This is a genomic window from Natrialbaceae archaeon AArc-T1-2, from assembly GCF_030273315.1.
In the GTDB taxonomy this organism is placed as follows: Archaea; Halobacteriota; Halobacteria; order Halobacteriales; family Natrialbaceae; genus Tc-Br11-E2g1.
Genome location: NZ_CP127174.1, coordinates 1,298,411 through 1,317,206 on the forward strand (window position 1 = coordinate 1,298,411; position 18,796 = coordinate 1,317,206).

General features: G+C 65.2%; 17 protein-coding genes. 8 read left to right on the forward strand and 9 right to left on the reverse strand.

Annotated features, from left to right (window positions below; genetic code table 11):
• Nucleotides 1-31 precede the first annotated feature (31 nt).
• From QQ977_RS06650 to QQ977_RS06665, 4 genes are all read right to left on the reverse strand, one after another.
• On the reverse strand, nt 32-2,707 hold the full coding sequence (locus QQ977_RS06650; RefSeq protein ID WP_285928335.1) for a PAS domain S-box protein: 2,676 nt from the start codon (nt 2,705-2,707) through the stop codon (nt 32-34).
• A 49-nt stretch (nt 2,708-2,756) separates the two neighbouring features.
• Nucleotides 2,757-3,131, reverse strand: a complete 375-nt coding sequence (locus QQ977_RS06655) for a hypothetical protein (protein ID WP_285928336.1) — start codon at nt 3,129-3,131, stop codon at nt 2,757-2,759.
• 349 nt (nt 3,132-3,480) lie between these two features.
• Entirely contained in the window at nt 3,481-4,539 is a 1,059-nt protein-coding gene (locus tag QQ977_RS06660) for a GNAT family N-acetyltransferase (protein WP_285928338.1), read from the reverse strand.
• 48 nt (nt 4,540-4,587) lie between these two features.
• Complete coding sequence (locus tag QQ977_RS06665) at nt 4,588-5,568, reverse strand: hypothetical protein (RefSeq protein WP_285928340.1); 981 nt, start codon at nt 5,566-5,568, stop codon at nt 4,588-4,590.
• Nucleotides 5,569-5,765: 197 nt separating this feature from the next.
• Between QQ977_RS06665 and QQ977_RS06670 the strand changes: the two genes are divergently transcribed.
• The 3 genes from QQ977_RS06670 to QQ977_RS06680 are packed head-to-tail and all read left to right on the forward strand — an operon-like array spanning nt 5,766 to nt 9,573.
• Entirely contained in the window at nt 5,766-7,754 is a 1,989-nt protein-coding gene (locus QQ977_RS06670) for an ABC transporter ATP-binding protein (protein ID WP_285928342.1), read from the forward strand.
• Nucleotides 7,755-7,809: 55 nt separating this feature from the next.
• On the forward strand, nt 7,810-8,613 hold the full coding sequence (locus QQ977_RS06675) for a helix-turn-helix transcriptional regulator (protein WP_285928344.1): 804 nt from the start codon (nt 7,810-7,812) through the stop codon (nt 8,611-8,613).
• A gap of 51 nt (nt 8,614-8,664) precedes the next feature.
• On the forward strand, nt 8,665-9,573 hold the full coding sequence (locus tag QQ977_RS06680; RefSeq protein WP_285928346.1) for a thiamine-phosphate synthase family protein: 909 nt from the start codon (nt 8,665-8,667) through the stop codon (nt 9,571-9,573).
• Nucleotides 9,574-9,583: 10 nt separating this feature from the next.
• On the opposite strand, the gene QQ977_RS06685 is transcribed toward QQ977_RS06680, so the two are convergent.
• The 4 genes from QQ977_RS06685 to QQ977_RS06700 all read right to left on the reverse strand — a co-directional run bounded on the left by QQ977_RS06685 (nt 9,584) and on the right by QQ977_RS06700 (nt 13,083).
• On the reverse strand, nt 9,584-10,540 hold the full coding sequence (locus tag QQ977_RS06685) for an ArsA family ATPase (RefSeq protein ID WP_285928348.1): 957 nt from the start codon (nt 10,538-10,540) through the stop codon (nt 9,584-9,586).
• Between the two features lie 72 nt (nt 10,541-10,612).
• Nucleotides 10,613-11,005 (reverse strand): DUF2267 domain-containing protein, encoded by a 393-nt coding sequence (locus QQ977_RS06690; protein ID WP_285928350.1) that lies wholly within the window; start codon nt 11,003-11,005, stop codon nt 10,613-10,615.
• Nucleotides 11,006-11,060: 55 nt separating this feature from the next.
• Entirely contained in the window at nt 11,061-12,428 is a 1,368-nt protein-coding gene (locus QQ977_RS06695; protein WP_285928352.1) for a sulfatase family protein, read from the reverse strand.
• 49 nt (nt 12,429-12,477) lie between these two features.
• Nucleotides 12,478-13,083: an alpha/beta hydrolase gene (locus QQ977_RS06700; protein ID WP_285928353.1), complete on the reverse strand. Its 606-nt coding sequence runs from the start codon at nt 13,081-13,083 to the stop codon at nt 12,478-12,480.
• Between the two features lie 200 nt (nt 13,084-13,283).
• Here QQ977_RS06700 and QQ977_RS06705 point away from each other — a divergent pair, with 200 nt between their 5' ends.
• The 4 genes from QQ977_RS06705 (at nt 13,284) to QQ977_RS06720 (ending at nt 16,259) form a co-directional block, all read left to right on the forward strand.
• Nucleotides 13,284-14,072, forward strand: a complete 789-nt coding sequence (locus tag QQ977_RS06705; protein WP_285928355.1) for a PspA/IM30 family protein — start codon at nt 13,284-13,286, stop codon at nt 14,070-14,072.
• Between the two features lie 256 nt (nt 14,073-14,328).
• Entirely contained in the window at nt 14,329-14,679 is a 351-nt protein-coding gene (locus QQ977_RS06710) for a hypothetical protein (protein ID WP_285928356.1), read from the forward strand.
• A gap of 70 nt (nt 14,680-14,749) precedes the next feature.
• Nucleotides 14,750-15,784: a hypothetical protein gene (locus QQ977_RS06715; protein WP_285928357.1), complete on the forward strand. Its 1,035-nt coding sequence runs from the start codon at nt 14,750-14,752 to the stop codon at nt 15,782-15,784.
• Nucleotides 15,785-15,794: 10 nt separating this feature from the next.
• Nucleotides 15,795-16,259 carry an AAA family ATPase gene (locus QQ977_RS06720; protein WP_285928358.1) on the forward strand — a complete coding sequence of 155 codons (465 nt, stop codon included), beginning with the start codon at nt 15,795-15,797 and terminating at the stop codon, nt 16,257-16,259.
• 191 nt (nt 16,260-16,450) lie between these two features.
• Here QQ977_RS06720 and QQ977_RS06725 read toward each other — a convergent pair whose 3' ends face one another.
• The gene (locus QQ977_RS06725; RefSeq protein WP_285928359.1) at nt 16,451-16,891 is read right to left on the reverse strand and encodes a universal stress protein; all 441 of its coding nucleotides are present in this window, start codon (nt 16,889-16,891) and stop codon (nt 16,451-16,453) included.
• A gap of 104 nt (nt 16,892-16,995) precedes the next feature.
• Between QQ977_RS06725 and argS the strand changes: the two genes are divergently transcribed.
• Nucleotides 16,996-18,777, forward strand: coding sequence for an arginine--tRNA ligase (argS, locus tag QQ977_RS06730; protein WP_285928360.1), 1,782 nt, complete (start codon nt 16,996-16,998; stop codon nt 18,775-18,777).
• The last annotated feature ends 19 nt before the right edge of the window (nt 18,778-18,796 follow it).

Sequence of the window (18,796 nt, forward strand, 5' to 3'; positions counted from 1 at the left end):
GACGATCCACGCGCCACCCTGGATGGAGGCATCACGCGTCGACGGCTGGAAGCGTAAACGAGAACGTCGCTCCGTCGCCGGACTCGGACTCGACCCACATCTCGCCGCCGTGGCGCTCGACGATCCGTTCACAGAGCGCGAGTCCGATCCCCATGCCGTCGTTCTCGCCGTGGGTGTGGAGCCGTTGGAAGACCTCGAAGATCCGTTCTTGGTCGTCCGGATCGATCCCGATCCCCTCGTCACGGACCGAAACGATCCACTCCGATCCGTCGCGATCAGCCGACACGTGGATCCGTGGCGGCTCGTCGCCGCTGTACTCGATCGCGTTGTCGAGCAGGTTCTGGAATACTTGCCGGAGCTGGTTGCCGTCTCCCTCGACCGTGGGCAGGGAGTCGGCGGTGATCTCGGCATCGTGGCGCTCGACTTTCACCCCCAGATCCGTGCGAGCGTTCTCGAGGACCGTATTCAGGTCGATTGGTTCGAACGGCTCTCCCTGCGTCTCGACCCGCGAGTACGCGAGCAATCCGTCGATCATCTCGCGCATCCGTTCGGCACCGTCGACGGCGAACTCGAGAAACTCTTCGCCGTCCTCGTCGAGCGCGTCATCGTAGCGTCGTTCGATGAGTTGCAGGTAACTCGAGACCATCCGCAACGGCTCCTGGAGGTCGTGGGAGACGGCGTAGGCGAACTGCTCTAACCGTTCGTTCGAGGTCTCGAGTTTCCGTTCGTACTCCTTGCGTTCGGTGACGTCCTGGCCGATGCCGATGACCCGGTCAGGGCCGTCCCCGGCTTCGACGCGGCTGCCGCGGACGTGGAGCCAGCGGGTCTCCCCGTCGGGTCTATCGATCCGGAACGTCTCCTCGAACGGCTCCGTCGGGAGTTTCGCGAAGTTCTCGCGGACGCGGTCGCGGTCTTCGGGGTGGACCCACTCGAGATAGGCGTCGGGATCGTCGTACAGCTCGTGGCGGTCGATGCCCCAGACGTCGTCGAACGAGGGGCTGATATAGAGATACGCCGAGGCATCGGCCGTCATGATCCAGACGATCTCATCGAGGTTCTCCGCGACCATCTGGAACTTCGCCTCGCTCTCGTGCAGGGCCCGTTCGGCCTCTTTGCGCTCGGTAATGTCGATGAGTGCACCCGGAAACGTGGTCGGATCTCCCTCCGCGTCGCACTCGACGTGGCCCCGGGCCAGCACCCACCGGAGGTTCCCGTCGTCGTTCCAGACGCGATACTCCGCCTCGTACTCGCCACAGGATTCGAGCGCCGCGTCGATCTTCGCCTCGACGCGGTCGCGGTCGTCCTCGTGGATGGCCTCGACGAAGTGCTCGAGCGAGACGCCCTCGCGGGCCGCCGCCGGATCGACGCCGAACGTTCGGGCGAAGGACGCGCCGACGACCATGCGGTCCTCGGGGGCGTGCCACTCCCAGGTCCCGATCGCGCCGGCCTCGACCGCGGCTTCGAGTTGGGATTTGGCGTCCTGTAGCTCCTGTTCCATCTTCCGGCGCTCGGTGACGTTCTGGGACAGGCACATGGCGGCGAAGATCTCGCCGTCGTCGTCCCGGACCGGATGGAAGTGAAACCGGTATATCTCGTCGTCGACCGGTGCCTCGAACTCGCTGGGTTCGCCCTCGAGGGCGGCTTCATAGCGGGGAACGACGATCTCGGCGATCTCCTCGGGCAACACGCCGGGGAGATACTGCCCCTCGAGTTCCTCCCTGGGGATGTCGGCTCGTCCTTCGAGCGTTCCGCCGAAGGTGGCGTAATGAAGGTCCTCGTCGACGAGGGCGACGACACCGTTCGGGAAGTGCTCGATCAGCGTCCGGTAGCGGCGTTCGCTTCGCTCGAGTTCGCGTTCGCGCTCTTTGCGCTCGGTGACGTCCCTGAAGTAGACCGAGAGGCCGGTCTCGGAGGGGTAGACGTCGATCCGGTACCACGCCTCAAGCGGCTCGGGATAGTAGAGTTCGAACGACGTCGACTCCTGGGTCTCCATCGCCCGCTCGTACTCCTCGCGGAGCCTCGAGTCGGCGGCCCACTCGAACGTCTCCCAGACGCGTTTTCCGACGAGCCCATCACCCTCGACGTCGATCAGCTCTCGGGCCCGGTCGTTGGCGTACGTAATCCGCCAGTCGGTGTCGAGTGAGTAGAACGCATCCGAGATGCGACCGTGGAGTTCCTCGAGTTCGTGCTCCCTCTCGATTGCCGATGCGAGAACGTTCGCGACGTTTCGGACGAACGTGGCGTCGTGCTCCGTGAACGTCCGCTGGTCTCGCGTGTACACCCCCAGAACGCCCCACGGGTCATCGCCTGGGCCGACGGTTACGCTTACGGCACTGACGACGTCGTGGCTGGCGAAAAACGACGCGTCGGAGAACCGCTCTTCGGCAGAGAGATCGTCGACGATGACCGGCGTCTCCGAACGCAGCGTCTGTCCCACCTGCGAGTCGTCGGTCGCCGGTACCGTCGCCTCGCCGACGAGGCCGTCGCGCCAGCCGACACCCCCCTCGAGAACCGCGTTCTCTCCCCTGGGGCACAACTCGAACACTGCTGCGCAGTCGGCGTCGAACGTCTCGGCGACGGCGTCGGCGGTATCGGAGATCAATCGATCGAGGTCGTCGGTTTCGAGTGCCCGCTGCCCGAGGTCCGCGACGACTTTCTGTCGCCGGAGCCACGTTCGACGATCGGTGTCCGCCGGGGTCGGATCCATCAGGTGATGTAATGCTCGAGAACCGGTAAAGCCTGCTGTTCACTCACTGTTACCGGAACTGATTATCGTCGTCGCCGCGTTCGACGTCGATTCGGTGGGGTTCCTCGCTCCGTTCGTCGTCGCCGCCGACCGGGATCTTCGTTCGAAGATCGGACGCGAACGACTGGACCTGATCGAGCAGTGTGCTGACTTCCTCTTCGAACTCCTCGACGGACCGTTCGACGTAGTGGACTCGTCTGGCAGGAACCCGCCGGACGATATCGTTCCCCTCTTCGTCCTCGTCAGTCTTGATGATCCAGTGGTCCTGGAAGTACGCGACGTGTTCGTTCGGAACCGTCTTCCTGACGGTCCCCTCGTCCGGTTCTTCGTAGACGATCGTCGCCTCTCCGAGGTCACGCTCGAGTTCGAGGTCTTCGTCGACCATACGAAACGTCCCATAGCGACGGGAATAGACGCTGTGCTTGCTTATACTGTCGGTCATACATACGTAACCTACCCGTGAGAGCGGACGGGCTGACATGCGCTGTACCGCCGGTTCTGGCACACGCCAGTTCACCGGTCCACGACCGACAGTATACACCCGGTCATGATTCGTTCAACAGTCGGCTGCCAGGAGTGGCCTCGATACGGGTTCAGTCGGCCGTTCAATCCACGCAACCGTTGACTGGACCATGACCGGGTGTATATCAACAACGGGCCTTCGGACGACTCGACGACTCGAGGGCGATCGACTGCACACCCTCTGTCGGTTTCCCCAACCGGGTACGGATTTCCTAGATTTCGAGGGTCCAGTACCGGTCGTGTTCCTCGAGGACGCGGTAGTCGGTTCCGAGCACGTCGAGCAGCGCTTTCACGTCGTCGATGACGTCGACCTCGGCCGGCGTTTCGTCCGGATCGTGCTGGAAGACGAACGCGTCGCGGTTCGTGCCGTTTCGGGTGAGCCAGTCGGGCAGGAAACCGGCCGGCTCGAGGCCGCTGCTTTCGAGGGCTCCATACAGCGACCACAGCTCCTGGGCGTTCGCGTCGATCGGGACCATCATGTGGGTGTCGTTTCGTTCCATCGCGGCCAGGATCTCCCGTTCGGATTCGGCCCACGACTCGTCGCCGGCTGCGGTCACCTCCCAGAGGAACTCGCGGCTGTGTTCGAGGCCGATTTCGAGCCACTCGAGGGCGACGCCCGGGGAGGTCGTTCCCTCGGTGATCTCGAGGTCTCGCCCGAGGAGATCGAGCGATGCCTGCGCGAGCGTTCGCTCGACGACGTGGCGGTAGGCCTCGGGGACGTAGACGGTCCGTTCGTCGTACGCGATGCTGTCGGTGTAGAGCATGATGATCTCGCTTTCGTTCGCGACGCCGAAGTATCGGCCCTGGAAGTGTCGCTGGAACGAAAACGGGGCGAATCCGCGCGCGACGAGGTTGTGCTGGGAGGCGGGATGGGAGGTGACGGCGCCGGCGTAGATCAGCCCCCGAAAGGAGTCGTCGGTCTCGAGGACGTTCACCCGGTGTTTCAACAGCGCACGGCCAAGCCCCTTCCCGCGAAACGGCGGTTTGACCGCGAGCTTTCCGATCTGTGCGTTTCCCGTCTCGAGCGAGTCGTACTCGATCGCCGCGGCCGCGACGACGTCCTCGCCGTGTTCGACGACGAACGGGCGGGTTCGTTCGTCCGCGAGGAGGTCCGTCCGGACGGCTCGTTCCGAGACGAGCGGGTACTCGGTTCCGTCGGGATACGCGTCTGCGTACACGCTCGCGACGTCCGCCGCGTCGCCCGCGGCGGCCTCGCGGACGGCGTACCCGTCCGGCAGGTCGAGTACGAACGGGGCGTCCCGGTTTCCCATGGGCTCGATTCGACGCGGCCAGCCATGTCGGTTTCGGACGGGCAGACGCTACGACCGGGAGGCCGAAGACTCGAGAGCGGAGACGAACCGATCGAGCAGCGAGTTCGGCTCGCGCGGACGCTCGGTGATTTCGTACTCGCTGGTCAACTCGTCGTCGCGCTCGCTCAGGACCGTCACCCCCTCGGCGTCGATCAGGTCCGCGACCCGTTCGTCGACCGTTCCGTCGGTCGCGAGGACGACCGGGCGGGCATCGACCTCGCGTGCGGCCTCGCACAATCGGGAAACGTCGTCTTCCGTCGGCGACTCGTGGACGTCCGCGACGATGCAGTCCTCGAGGAGGCCGTCCTCGGCGTAGACGTGGACCGGAATCTCGCCGTCTGCCGTCGTGATCGTCGTATCGACGCTCGTTTCGTACCGGCGCGCGTCGAAGGCGTCCGCGAGCGATCGACGGCCTTCGAGCTGGGCGACGGTCCACTCCTCGCCGGCGACGGTCAGGTGGTAGTGATAGAGCGGCTCCTCGCGTGTTTCCGCCGGCGGGTAGATCCCGTCACAGTCCCGACACCAGAGTCGATGCGTCGGATCGTCGAACGACGACCCGCAGTCGTGACACCGATACCGGCGCTGGCGCTCGAGGTCGGCTTCCGTGACGTCCTCGCTACAGCCCGGACACGTCGCGTCGTCGCCGTCCTCGAACGAATCGGACTCGAGCGTTCCGCCACACGTCGCGTGGACGATCACGGGCTCTCGCGTCGCGTGCACCGAGCCACAGCTTGGACAGCCGCTGCTGTATTGCATCCCTTCGCCGGCACAGTCCGGGCAGATGTACACCTTGTACTCGAACGCCGGGCGCAACAGCTCGCGATCGGTCATCGCCTCGAGGAACGCCTCGGGGTCGCCGTCCCGATCGTCGAGCTGTTGTTCGACGAACGGGTACGTAACCGCACCCGTCTTCGCGACCGTCGGCTCGATCACGTCCCGATCGCTCTCCCGTAGCTCGGCCAGCACGCGGAGCGTACCCGGTGATACCATCGAATAGACACCTACTCGACACCGTGGAGTCGGAGCGGCTTTAGTATGATTCGGCTACAGAGACGGTGGTGTGAGACGCGATACTCGTGAACCGCCGAACCGCCCGACCGCCGCCACCGACCACGGGATCCATCAGTTCTATCAATAGTTCGAATCGTAGGGAACGCTTATTGCCGGCAGGCCATTCAACCGGCACAATGAGCGGCGTCGACTGGGAGAAAGACGATCCGTTCGAGACGCAGCGAGCGGAGATCGAGAACCCGATGAAACGGCTGTTTCTCGAGTACGGACGCGCCTACGCTTCGTACTCGATCGTCGGTGTCCTCGCGAGCGTCACAGCCCGGGTCCTCGATCTGCTCCCGCCGTTGATGCTCGGCGTCGCGATCGACGCCGTGATCTTACAGGAGGCGGGCTACGCCGAGTCGTTCCCCATCGGGGGCGGGCTCGTCGCGCCGTACGTGCCGGACGGCCGGATGGCACAGTTCTGGCTGACGATCGCGATCGTCGCCGGCGCGTTTCTGTTCGGGGCCGCGTTTCACTGGGTCCGCAACTGGGGGTTCAACGCCTTCGCCCAGAACGTCCAACACGACGTCCGGACCGACACCTACGATCAGATGCAGCGACTGGACATGGGGTTTTTCGCCGACAAGCAAACCGGCGAGATGATGTCGATCCTGTCGAACGACGTCAACCGCCTAGAGAAGTTTCTCAACGACGGGATGAACTCGCTGTTTCGGATGCTCGTGATGGTCGTCGGGATCGGTGTCTTGCTCGTCGCGATCAACTGGCAGCTCGCGCTCGTCGCACTCTTTCCCGTTCCGCTGATCGCGGTGTTCACCTACCTGTTCATCAAGATCATCCAGCCCAAGTACGCCACGGTGCGCTCGACGGTCGGGTCGGTCAACTCCCGACTCGAGAACAACCTCGGCGGTATCGCGGTGATCAAATCGAGCACGACCGAGGGCTACGAGTCGGACCGGGTCGAGGACGTCTCCCGGAAGTACTTCGACGCCAACTGGTCTGCTATCCGTACGCGAATCAAGTTCTTCCCGGCCCTGCGCGTCCTCGCCGGATTCGGGTTCGTGCTCACGTTCGTCGTCGGCGGGCTCTGGGTCGTCGACGGCGCACCCGGCCCGTTCACCGGCGAACTCAGCGCCGGTATGTTCGTCGTCTTCGTCCTCTACACCCAGCGTTTCATCTGGCCGATGGCCCAGTTCGGACAGATAATCAATATGTACCAGCGAGCCCGCGCCTCGAGCGCGCGCATCTTCGGCCTGATGGACGAACCCAACCGCGTCGCGGCCGATCCGAACGCCCCAGACCTCGAGGTCACCCGTGGCCGGGTGGCGTACGACGACGTCACCTTCGACTACGAGGACGACGGAGACGACGAGCGTTCGAACGGGAGCGAGGAGACCGACGCCGGGTCCGAGACCAGCCCGATTCTCGAGGACGTCGAGTTCACCGTCGACGGCGGCGAGACGCTCGCGCTCGTCGGTCCAACTGGGGCGGGGAAGTCGACGGTTCTGAAACTCCTGCTCCGGCTGTACGACGTCGACGAGGGAGCGATCCGGATCGACGGCCAGGACGTCCGCGAGGTGAACCTGCGGAGTCTCCGGGAGTCGCTCGGCTACGTCAGCCAGGACACGTTTCTGTTCTACGGTACCGTCGCAGAGAACATCGCGTACGGCTCGTTCGAGGCCGATCGCGAGGACGTCGTCGAGGCCGCGAAGATGGCACAGGCCCACGAGTTCATCGCGAACCTGCCCGACGGCTACGATACCGAGGTCGGCGAACGCGGCGTCAAGCTCTCGGGCGGCCAGCGCCAGCGGATCTCCATCGCCAGAGCGATCCTCAAAGATCCCGACGTCCTCGTCTTAGACGAGGCAACCAGCGACGTCGACACCGAGACGGAGCTGCTCATCCAGCGTTCTCTCGACGAACTCGCGGCCGATCGAACCACCTTCGCGATCGCACACCGGCTCTCGACGATCAAAGACGCAGACACCATCGCCGTCTTAGAGGACGGGCGGATCGTCGAGCGTGGAACCCACGAGGAACTGCTCGCAAACGACGGACTCTACGCCCACCTCTGGGGCGTCCAGGCCGGCGAGATCGACGACCTTCCCCAGGAGTTCATCGAACGCGCGAAGCGTCGGCAGGCACGAACCGACCTCGACGATTAACGGAGTTCGGCAAGAACACTTTTTGCTATCAGGGCTGAACATCGTCCGAGAGAGTATGACCGTCCGTCCTCCAGACGCAGGTAGCTCGCTACTCGGGACGATCGACAGCCGGGTGTCGTTTCTCTCGTCTCTCGAGGACGGGCCACGGGACAAACGAGCGCTCGTCGGGGAGCTCGAGTGCTCGCGGTCGACGGTCGACCGGGCGATCCGCGAACTCGAGACGCTCGCGCTGGTCGAGCGCGTCGATGACGCGTACCGGCTCACGATCGTGGGCCGGCTCGCACTCGAGGAGTACCGCCGGAGCCGGGACCGACTCGAGGCAATCGCGGGGCTTGGCGAGTATCTCGGGACGGTTCCACAGACTGTGCCGCTTTCTCCCAGCGTGCTCGAGGGGGCGACCGTCCACGAACCGGAGCCACACGCGCCACACGAACCGCTCGCACACCTCCTCGAGCGGATCGACGACGCCGATCGGTTTCGCGGGTTCGACGGGACGGAACGGATCCCACAGATCCGGACGCGACTCTACGAGCGCACCGTCGAGGGCTCGCTGACAGGTGAGCTCGTTCTCGCCGACGATCTCGTCACGTTTCTGCTCGAGCGTCATCCGGACCAGGTCCGTGACGTCCTCGACGGCGGTTTCGACTTCTATACGGTCTCGTCGGTCCCGTACGGGCTCGTTCGCCTCGATACGCCGTCGCAGTCCGAGACGGTGCTCGTGTTCACGAGCGACGTCGGCGACGTCGTCGTCCGGAACGACTCGGACGCCGCCTGCGAGTGGGGTGACGCCGTCTACCGACGCTACCGGGCGAGGGCACAGCGACTCGAGCCGCCGGAAGACGGCGTCCGGGACCGATAAGTTCCGTCCGCCCGCACCACCGGACATGTGCGCTCACGGAGGGTGGTCGGCGTGACGGTACAACTCCCCAGCGAGATCGTCGTCGAACGGGTCCTGCCGACGATTCGCTCGAGTCTGGCCGTCGCGCTCGAGCAGCGAGGGTTCACCCAGCGCGAGATCGCCGACCGCCTCGGCGTCTCGCAGGCGGCCGTAAGCCAGTACTTAAGCGGCGATCGGACCGGCGACGACCGCTTCGCGCGGGAGCGTCGGCTCCAGGAGACCGTCGAGCGGATCGCCGACGGCTTCGCCGACGGGACGATGGACGACTACGAGGCGCTCGCCGAACTGCTCGCGATGATCCGGGCCTTCGAGGACCGGGGACCGATCTGTGCCGTCCACGAAGAGGAGATGCCGGCTCTCCAGGGACTGGGCTGTGACCTCTGTGTGCGCGGCCAGGACAGGCGGCTCCAGGCCGAACGGGACGTCCTCGAGAACGTCCGCCGGGCGGTTCGGACGATCTCGAACGCGCCGGCGATCGTCGATCACGTCCCGAACGTGGGGACGAACGTCGCGATGGCGCTGCCCGACGCCGCGGACGCGACCGACGTCGCGGCGGTTCCCGGCCGCATCCACGCGATGCGGGGCCAGCTCAACGTTCCGGCAAACCCCGAGTTCGGGGCCTCCCAGCACGTCGCGACGACCGTGCTCGCGGCCGCAGCCATCGACCCGTCCGTCCGGGCTGGGATCAACCTCGCTACGTCCGACTCGCTGCTCGAGGCCGCCCGCGAGCGCGGTCTCGACCCCCTCGAGTTCGACCCGGACTACGAGGACCGACACGAGCGACTCCGGTCGCTGTTTTCCGAGTCGGACGTCCCGCGCGTGCTCTATCACGACGGTGCGTTCGGGATCGAACCGATCACGTACGTGCTCGGCGAGACCGCGGTCGACGCCGTCGAGACAGCGGTAGCGCTGACGGCCTGACGGACTCGGGTTACGGCTCGGACGAGAGCGAGACAGGAAGTCGATCGGAGATCACGGACAGCGTCTCGAGGCCGTGGACTTCGCGTTCGGTTTCGGGCAGGGTCACGACCTCGAGGTCGGGAACCGTCTCGCGGATCTCGGCGACGCGTCGCTCGTGGCGTTTCGTGCGCGAGCGACAGCGCGAACAGTCCTCGCCCGGGTCCTCAAGGACGCGGTTGACGACGATCGTCCGGACCGACACGCTGGCCTCGCGCAGTCGCTCGAGTAAACGTTCGGATTCGGCAATCGCCATCCGTTCGGGGACGGTGACGATCCGGAACTCGGTGCGGTCGGGATCGACCATGAGCGCGCGGGCTCGTTCCATCCGGGCCTGGAGATGTTCGAGGTCGTCCGCGTCGTCGTCCCGACCGGAGACGTACGACAGGGGGCCAAGCGTCATCCGTCGGGCGGTGTCGCCGATCCGCCGGACCTGGCCCCGCAACGAGCGGGTCGTCTCGAGGGTGCGACCCATCACGTCGGGCAGGTCGAACAGTCGAAGCGTGTGACCGGTGGGTGCGGTGTCGAAGACGACGACCTCCCACGCGTCGGCGTCGACGTACTCGACCAGCAGGTCGAGGGCGGCCAGTTCGTCGCCGCCCGCGGGCGTACCCGCGGCGAAGATTCGTTCGACGTCCTCGTCGGCGAGTCGGATGCCGGCCGACCGGAGGTCGGAAGCGAGCGCGGTCGCGATCCGCTCGTATCGATCGGCGCGTGAGTCGGTATCGATTTCGACGGCCTGGAGGCCGGGACGGATCCGACTGGGATCGGAGCCGAGGTCGATCTCGAAGGCGTCCGACAGCGAGTGAGCGGGATCGGTCGAGACGACGAGCGTCTCCCGACCGGCGTCGGCGAGTGCCAGTCCGGTGGCGGCCGCACACGTGGTCTTGCCGACGCCGCCTTTCCCGCCGTAGAAGATACACTCGGTCACGGGCGTGGCTACGTCGCGGGTCGTCCTAAAACGATCCCCGGTCCCGGACTCGGACCCGACGGCAGTCGGTCGCTACGCGTCGGCTTCGTGATCGACGACCTCGAACAGCGCGTCGTACTCCTCGGGCAGCCCGTTGCGGACCTTCTCGAGGTTGCCCGGCGGAACGACCTCGGCGACGACGGCGACGATCTGCTGGGCGTGGTGGTTCGCGTCCGCGCGGTCGACGCCCTCGCGGTCGGCGACGCGATCGAGGAACTCGTCGTAGTCAAATCGCGTGACGCCCTCGTGCTCGGTGAGATAGCGGTCGATCTCCATCGGGAGCGGACTCGCGAGGTCGGTCGCCTCCCCCTCGTGGAGCCGTTCGCCAAGCGTCGTAAGCGTTGCCCGCGTCGCCCGGACGGCCTCGCCGAACGTACCGAGTTCGAGTCTGTGCTGGACCTGTCCGACGAACTCCTTGTAATTCATGCTACAAGTTGTAGCACACATGGCGACTTATACTGCCGGGCAACCCACGCACATTTCATCCCGGTTCGCCCGTCGCCTCCTCTTCGTGTGGCCACGTCGTGATCTCGTCGTAGTCGGCGGGCGGGACGGGGCCGTCGAGTAACGGATCGTCGGTCGTCTCCATCCACTCCCGGAGCTGTCGTGAGAGGTCGATGCGGACGTCCTGGTAGCCGGGCTCGTAGACCACGTTGTCGGACTCCTGGGGATCGGCCTCGAGGTCGTACAGCTCCTCGGCGGGACGAAGCGGCACACCGTAGGATTCACGCACCTCGCGACCGGCCTCGCTCGCGAAGATGTCAGTAGAGAGGTATACCGTCGGCAGGTGCCAGAGATTTCTCACGTACTTGTAGCGGTCGGTGCGGATCGCCCGGACCGGGTTGTACATGTCGTGCCAAGTCATCTCCGCGAACACGCGGTCGCGCTCGTCGTAGCCGTCGTCGACCAGCAACGGATGGAAGCTCCGACCGTTCAGGTCGTCGGGGACGTCGATGTCGAGACACTCGAGCAGCGTCGGCAACACGTCGACGTTGCTCACGAGTTCGTCGTATCGGACGCCGTCGTCGACGACCCCGGGCCACCGGACGAGCAATACCGCCTCGATGCCCGCATCGTAGGGACTGCCTTTCGCCCGGGGGAAGGCGATGCCGTGTTCGGTGGTGAAGACGACGATCGTCTCCGACTCGAGGTCGGCCGCTGCCAGCGCGTCGAGGATCGTCCCGACGCCGTCGTCGAGCGCCGACACCATGCCCCGAAACTCCCCAAGATCACGTCGGATACCCCGCCGGTCGGGCAGATACGGCAGCGGGCGCACCTCGTCGGGATCGTCGGAATCGTAGAAGTCGGCGTCGAAGCCGAACCGGCCGTTTTCCTCCTCGACGCGGTGACACTCGAAGAAGCCGACCGAGGCGAAAAACGGCGCGTCGTAGGCCTCCTTCTCGAGGAACGTCGCGACGACGTCTGAGACGTTTCGTGCCCGGTTGACCTGGTGAACTTCGGGCGAGACGCCGGGGTAGAGGTTTCCTTCGGAGTGGACGTGATCGAAGCCGAGCCGGTCGGTGTCGCCCGTGACGTGCTGGAGTCCGAAGAGGTGTGTCTCGTAACCCGCGTCGCTCAGGTACTGCGGCAGGATCCGTTCGCCCTCGTCGAGTTCCCAGTTTCCGTGTGCGAGCCCCATCAGCCCGTTGATGTGAGGATACCGGCCCGTCAGCAGACTCCCCCGCGAGGGCGAACACTGTGGCGCGGTAACGAAGTGATTCTCGAACAGCGCACCCTCGTTCGCGAGCTCGTCGATCCGCGGCGTTTCGACGTCGACGCCGTAACAGCCGAGATACTGTCCCAGATCGTGACAGTGCACGAGAAGGACGTTCGGGTGAGAGGCCGCCATAGGAACGCCACCACGACGCGTGAAATAACGCTTGGGTGTCGTTTCATAGTCACTCGAGTGCGTCCGCCAGGAACGACGCGACCTCGTCGGCGATCGTCTCTTGCTGGCCGACGAAGAAGTGATCGCCCGACAGCGCGACCGTCTCGTAACCGAGTTCGCGCGCTCGCTCGGTGATCGGTTCCCAGTCGGCGGTCGTGTCGCGTTCGCCGTACAACACCTGGACGGGACAGTCGAGTTCGCCGAGCGCGGGGACGACCGCGAGGCTCTCGCCGAGGCTCGCAGTCGGTGCGAGTGCTGTGACTCCCTCGACCGGCCTGTCGACGGTCGCACTCGCGAGGATCGCCTGGGACGCGCCGAAACTGTAGCCGAAGACACCCACGTGGTCGTGCCGGTCGCTCGCCCAGCGAATCGCGTTCCGAACGTCCTCGCGTTCGCCGTAGCCCTCGTCCCACGGGCCGTAGTCGAATCTGAGGGAAGCAACGTCGCGCTCGAGAAGCGCCTCGGCGACCGCGAGGAGCCGGCGGTCGCCGCGGTGGCCGCCGTGTCGGGGATGGGGGGGACAGGCGACGACGATCGCGTCCGTCTCCTCGGGCGTCTCGGGCGTCTCGAGCGTCCCCCGGACGTCGCGCCCGCCGGGAATCGGTACGTCGGTCACGCCGTCCGGTTCGTTCTCGACCACTATGATACTGACTGCTGTACGTCCTTTCCGGGGCAACCGCGACTCGTCTTGCGGTTGCCCCGGTAAATGGTTACAGCAATCCGTAGAATCGTCCGCGTCGGCCGATTCCGATCCGTCGTTTCGGCGCGTGTTGCCGATGTGAGGTTTTTAAGGGCTCCGAGGCCCACGGTACTCGTATGGGCATCCTCTCTCGGACTTCGTACGTCATCCGGTCGAAGATCAACTCGGTGCTCAACCGGGCCGAGGACCCGACGGAGACGCTCGATTACTCCTACGAGCAGATGCGCGACCAGCTCCAGCAGGTCAAACGCGGCATCGCCGATCTCACGACGCAGAAAAAACGCCTCGAGATGCAGAAACGCCGCCTCGAGGAGAACGTCGAGAAACACAACGAGCAGGCTCGCACGGCCGTCAAGCAAGACCGCGAGGACCTCGCGCGACAGGCCTTAGAGAAGAAAAAGACGAAGATGAGCCAGATCGAGGACCTGGAACGCCAGATCGCGGAGTTACAGGACCAGCAGGATCAGCTCATCGAGCAGAAAAACGAACTCCAGAGCCGCATCGAGGAGTTCCGCACCAAGAAAGAGACGATGAAAGCCCGCTACGAGGCCGCCGAGGCGAGTTCGACGGTTTCGGAGGCGATGACGGCCACGGGCGAGGAGTTCGAGGACGTCGGCCGCGCGATCGACCGCGCCGAGGAGAAAACCGAGGACATGGAAGCTCGTGCCGCTGCGCTCGACGAACTCCACCAGTCGGGTGCGTTCGAGGACGTTCTCTCCGATAAAGACCGGATCGATCGCGAACTCGAGGAGCTGTCGGCCGGAAGCGGCGTCGAGGCCGAACTCGAGACGCTCAAAGCCGAGATGGGTGAGAGCGAAGGAGAGACCGAAACCGACGACCTCGAGGACGAACTCGACGAGGACGTCGAAGCAGAGCTATCCGAGCTTCGAGAAGAAGAACAGTGATACTGTCGGTCATACCGACGTGAACACGGCTGGTGACAGCACGGCCAGACACACGGTCAACGGCCGGATCAACCGGACACCAGTTCACCGGTCCATGACCGACAGTATGAGCCCCGCTCGGGGTCACCTGGTGTAACACCGATCCTACGAGCTGTCGCGCAGGTTCGCCAGGCGATCGACTCGTATTACGACACTCGATGGCGTCTGCCGATCGGTGAACCGAAAGAACTTACAGATCGTCAATGAACGATCATGTATGACGGATCGAACAGATCTCGAGTCGACGTCGCTGACCGACCGGCTCGTCTTGCTCGGTCTGACCGAGTTACGCCAGCGCGGGGAGACGCCGGCACAGACTCACGACCTCCGTGAGATCTGTCGGAAACAGCTTCCAGACGAGTCTGAAGCGGTCGTCGGCAGCGTCGCCGAACCTGACGTCATGCGCTCGCTTTACACTCTCGAGTCGGCAGGACTGGTCGAGGAGACCGAGCCGGAGTCGACCTCACCCGTCGGGAAGGGCCGACCCGCCTACGCACTCGCCGTCGACCCCGACGCCGTCGTCGACGCCGTCGCGGACTCGCCGCTCGAACCGGCGCTCGAGGAGTGAGCGGAACGGAATCGCATCCGGCGAACGGGCAGGGGCTTTTACCGACCGGCGTCGTTGTCGTGGACGACCGATGGTCGATTCGGAGCCGGATCCCGGCGGCGACACGACGAGCGAACGGGGCAGACCGAGCGGTCGCTGGTCGTACCTGTTGCTCCGCGTGAATCGCTGGCTGTTCACGGCGGCCGTACTGGCGGCCGTATTCGTCGCACTCGTCGCATTGAGCCAGGTCGGACTCTCCCCGTTGCGACGGATCGTCGAGGCCCAGGACGGCCTCGAGTTTCTCTTCTCGGCGTTCATCGGCGCGATCATCACGGGCACCTCGATCGTCGTCACCATCAACCAGCTCGTCCTCTCCCAGGAACTCGGCGCCGTCGGCGACCAGCGAGAGCGGATGCAACAGTCGATGGCGTTTCGACAGAACGTCGAGAACGCGATCGACACGGCGGTTACCCCACCCGAACCCGCGGCGTTTCTCCACGAACTCGTCAGTGGTATCCGGACACAGGCCAATCAGCTCGCGGCGACGGTCGACGCCGGCGTCGACGAGGACGCACGATCGGCCGTCGGGGCCTACGTCGACGACCTCGCCGAGAACGCCCGGGTCGTCGAGGGGAACCTCGAGGACGCCCAGTTCGGAACGTTCGAGGTAATCTGGAACGCGCTCGCGTTCAACTACTCCCGGAAGATCTACGACGCACGTAAGCTCCAGGCCGACTACGCTGAAGCGCTCTCGGACGACGCACACGAGGAGCTCGAGGGGACGATCGAGACGTTGCAGCTTTTCGGTCCCGCTCGAGAGCACTTCAAGACGCTTTACTTCCAGTGGGAACTGATCAACCTCTCGCGGGCGCTACTCTATATCTCGGTTCCTGCACTCGCGGTGATGGCGACGATGATCATGTACGTCGACGCGGGCGCACTTCCCGGAACGACGGCCGGCGTCGACAACCTCGTCTGGGTGACAAGCGCCGGGTTCGTCGTCGGCATCGCCCCGTTCGTCGTCTTCACGGCGTTCATCCTCCGGATCGCCACCGTCGCGAAACGAACGCTCGCGATGGGACCGTTCATCCTCCGGGAGTCAGAACGCGACGAGGACCTGGGGTGAACCTGAACCCGTGATCGTCGTCGTCTGTGGACCACCGGCTGCGGGCAAGACGACGATCGCACGCGGTGTCCGGAACGCCCTCGACGAGCAGGATATAGACGTCCGACTCTTTCACTCCGAGGACGTCTCGAGCCCGACCTACGAGCGGTTGTACCGGCTCGCTGACGCCGCCGCCGACACCGACGCTGACGTCGTGATGATCGACGGCACCGTCTACAAACGCGAGTGGCAGACCCAGTTTCGCACCCTCGACCTCGAGGACGTCCGGTTCGTCTACGTGACCGCGAGCCTCGAGACCTGCCTCGAGCGAAACCGTTGCCGGGCGGAGCCGATCGACGAGAGCGGTGTTCACGTGATCTACCGGGAGTTTCACGAGCCAGACGCCGACCTCGTGATCGACACCGACAAACTGTCGGCGTCGACGGCGGTCGACCGGATCGTCGACGCGATCGACCGGTGGATGGAACCGTCGTAGGCGTGACGATCCTCGCCGTTACGGGGTAGTGATACTGTCGGTCGTGGACCGGTGAACTGGTGTGTGCCAGAACCGGCGTTGCAGCGCATGTCAGCCCGTCCGCTCTCACGGATGGGTTACGTATGTATGACCGACAGTATGAGAACCGTCACACAGTTACAGCCGATAGTATGAGGATCTCCCACGACGTATCAGCTGTCGGTCTCGTCCGTCGCGGTCGGTAACGCGATCACCGGTCGGTCGGCTCTCGTGACGAGTTTCAGCGAATGATCGCCCGAGAGAAAGCGGACGATCCGCCCGCCCTCGCGGGGTCGGTAGGCGACCGCGCTCGCGTCGACCTCGTCTGCTGCCTCGAGGATTGCGCTGACGACGTCTCTGGCGTAGGCGGTGTGATCGTCGGCGTCGGGAAACGTCTCCCGGACGGCGGCATAAGACTCGGCTGCGACCTCTCTCGATTTCTCGACGGGCGTCTTGTCGGGAACGCCGTCGCCCTTCTCGACGACGTGTAGCACCGTCACCCGGTCAGGGTCGTACGGCGAGAGCGCGCGTGCGCTCTCGCGGGCGTCTGCCTCGTGTGCGACCGGCAAGAGGACGTGTGCGAGCAACTCGCCGTCCGCAGTCGGTTCGGTCATACGTGGTACGTGGTTCATCGACGACATAAAGCTACACGTGACGTGACGTGGAGCGCTCGTCGGAACCCGACACCCCTTTACTCCCCGCCGAAATACGGGCGGGTATGTTCCTTGCCTTACGCAGCGAGGTCGAAGACGCCCTCGAGGGGGCGCTCTCTCGCCTGGAACTCCCGACCGACGACCTCGGGCTCGAAGAGCCACCCGAGGACGTCGACAGCGTCCTCGCCTCGAGCGTCGCCTTCCGGCTTTCCGGCGAACTCGGTGTCGCGCCGCCGGAGGCAGCCACGGAGGTGGCCGAGGAGATCGACGACGACGAGTTGACCTACGTGTCCGAGGTGCAGACACAGGGGCCGTATCTCAACTTCCTGCCGAGCGAGACGTATTACGGGACGACGCTCGCAAACGGCACCGACGCCGAGTACGGCCGGTTGCCCGACCGCGAGGAGTCGATCGTCGTCGAACACACGAGCGCGAACCCGACGGGACCGGTCCACGTCGGCCGCGCCCGGAACCCGATCATCGGCGACGCCGTCGCGAACGTCCTCGAGTTTGCCGGCTACGACGTCTCCCGTCACTACTACGTCAACGACGCTGGTCGCCAGATCGCGACGTTCACCTGGGCCTACGAGACCTTCGACGAGGAAGACCTCGAGGGAGAGCCCGAACGCGACCGGGCCGACTACGACCTCGTTCGCTACTACCGCACGGGCAACGAGTTCCTCGAGCACGGCCCCGAGGCCGAGGTCGAGGCCGCCGAGGCCGAGATCGAGGCGATCATGCAGGGACTCGAGGACGGCGACGAAGAGACCTACGAGCGGGTCAGCGAGGTCGTCGATCAGGTGCTCGGCGGGATGCAGGCCTGTCTCTCCCGCCTACCCGCCGAGTTCGACGAGTTCGTCAAGGAGACCCGGTTCATGTTCGACGGCTCGACCGACGACCTCGTCGCCCGCCTCAAGGAGCTCGACGAGGCCGTCTACGAGGACGACGCCTGGCAACTGGACCTCTCGGCCCACGGCATCGAGAAGAACCTCGTCTTCCTCCGGTCGGACGGCACCTCGCTGTATCCCACCCGCGACCTGGCCCACCACGAGTGGAAGTTCGACGAGTACGACCGCGCCGTGACGGTGCTTGGCGAGGACCACAAGCTTCAGGCCCGCCAGCTCCGGACCGCCCTCGAGTTGCTCGGCACCGACACCGACGGCCTCGAGCAGGTGCTGTATTCGTACGTCAACCTGCCGGAAGGGAAGATGTCGACCCGGCGTGGCACGGGTGTCGACTTAGACGACCTGTTGGACGAGGCCATCGACCGCGCCCGCGAGGAGGTCGAGACCCGGCTCGACGATCGCATCCGCGACGACGAACTCGAGGAGGACGACATCGAGCGCATCGCCCACCAGGTCGGCATCGGCGCGGTTCGTTACGACATCGTCGCCAAACAGCCGACGAAGGCGATCACCTTCGAGTGGGAGCGGGCACTCGACTTCGAGGCCCAGTCCGCGCCGTACGTCCAGTACGTCCACGCTCGCTGCTGTGGCATCTTAGAGGAGGCTGGACTCGACCCCGAGGCGGCGTTCGAGACCGAGGCCGGCGAGGACATCGACGCCACCGTCCTCGAGGCCGAGGCCGAACGGGACCTGCTCGAGACGATCGCTCGCTTCCCGGGCGTCGTCGAGACGGCCGCCGACGACCTCGAGCCCCACCGGGTCGCGACCTACACCCGCGAGTTCGCCGAGCGGTTCAACGCTTTCTACCGGGAGTGTCCGGTGCTCGCCGACGACGTCGACCCCGAGCTTCGAGACGCACGACTCGCGCTCGTGGCCGGCTCGCGACACACGATCGCGAACGCCCTCTCGCTTTTGGGCGTCGAGGCCCCGCGGTCGATGTAGGCGCGGGACCCGCCTCGAG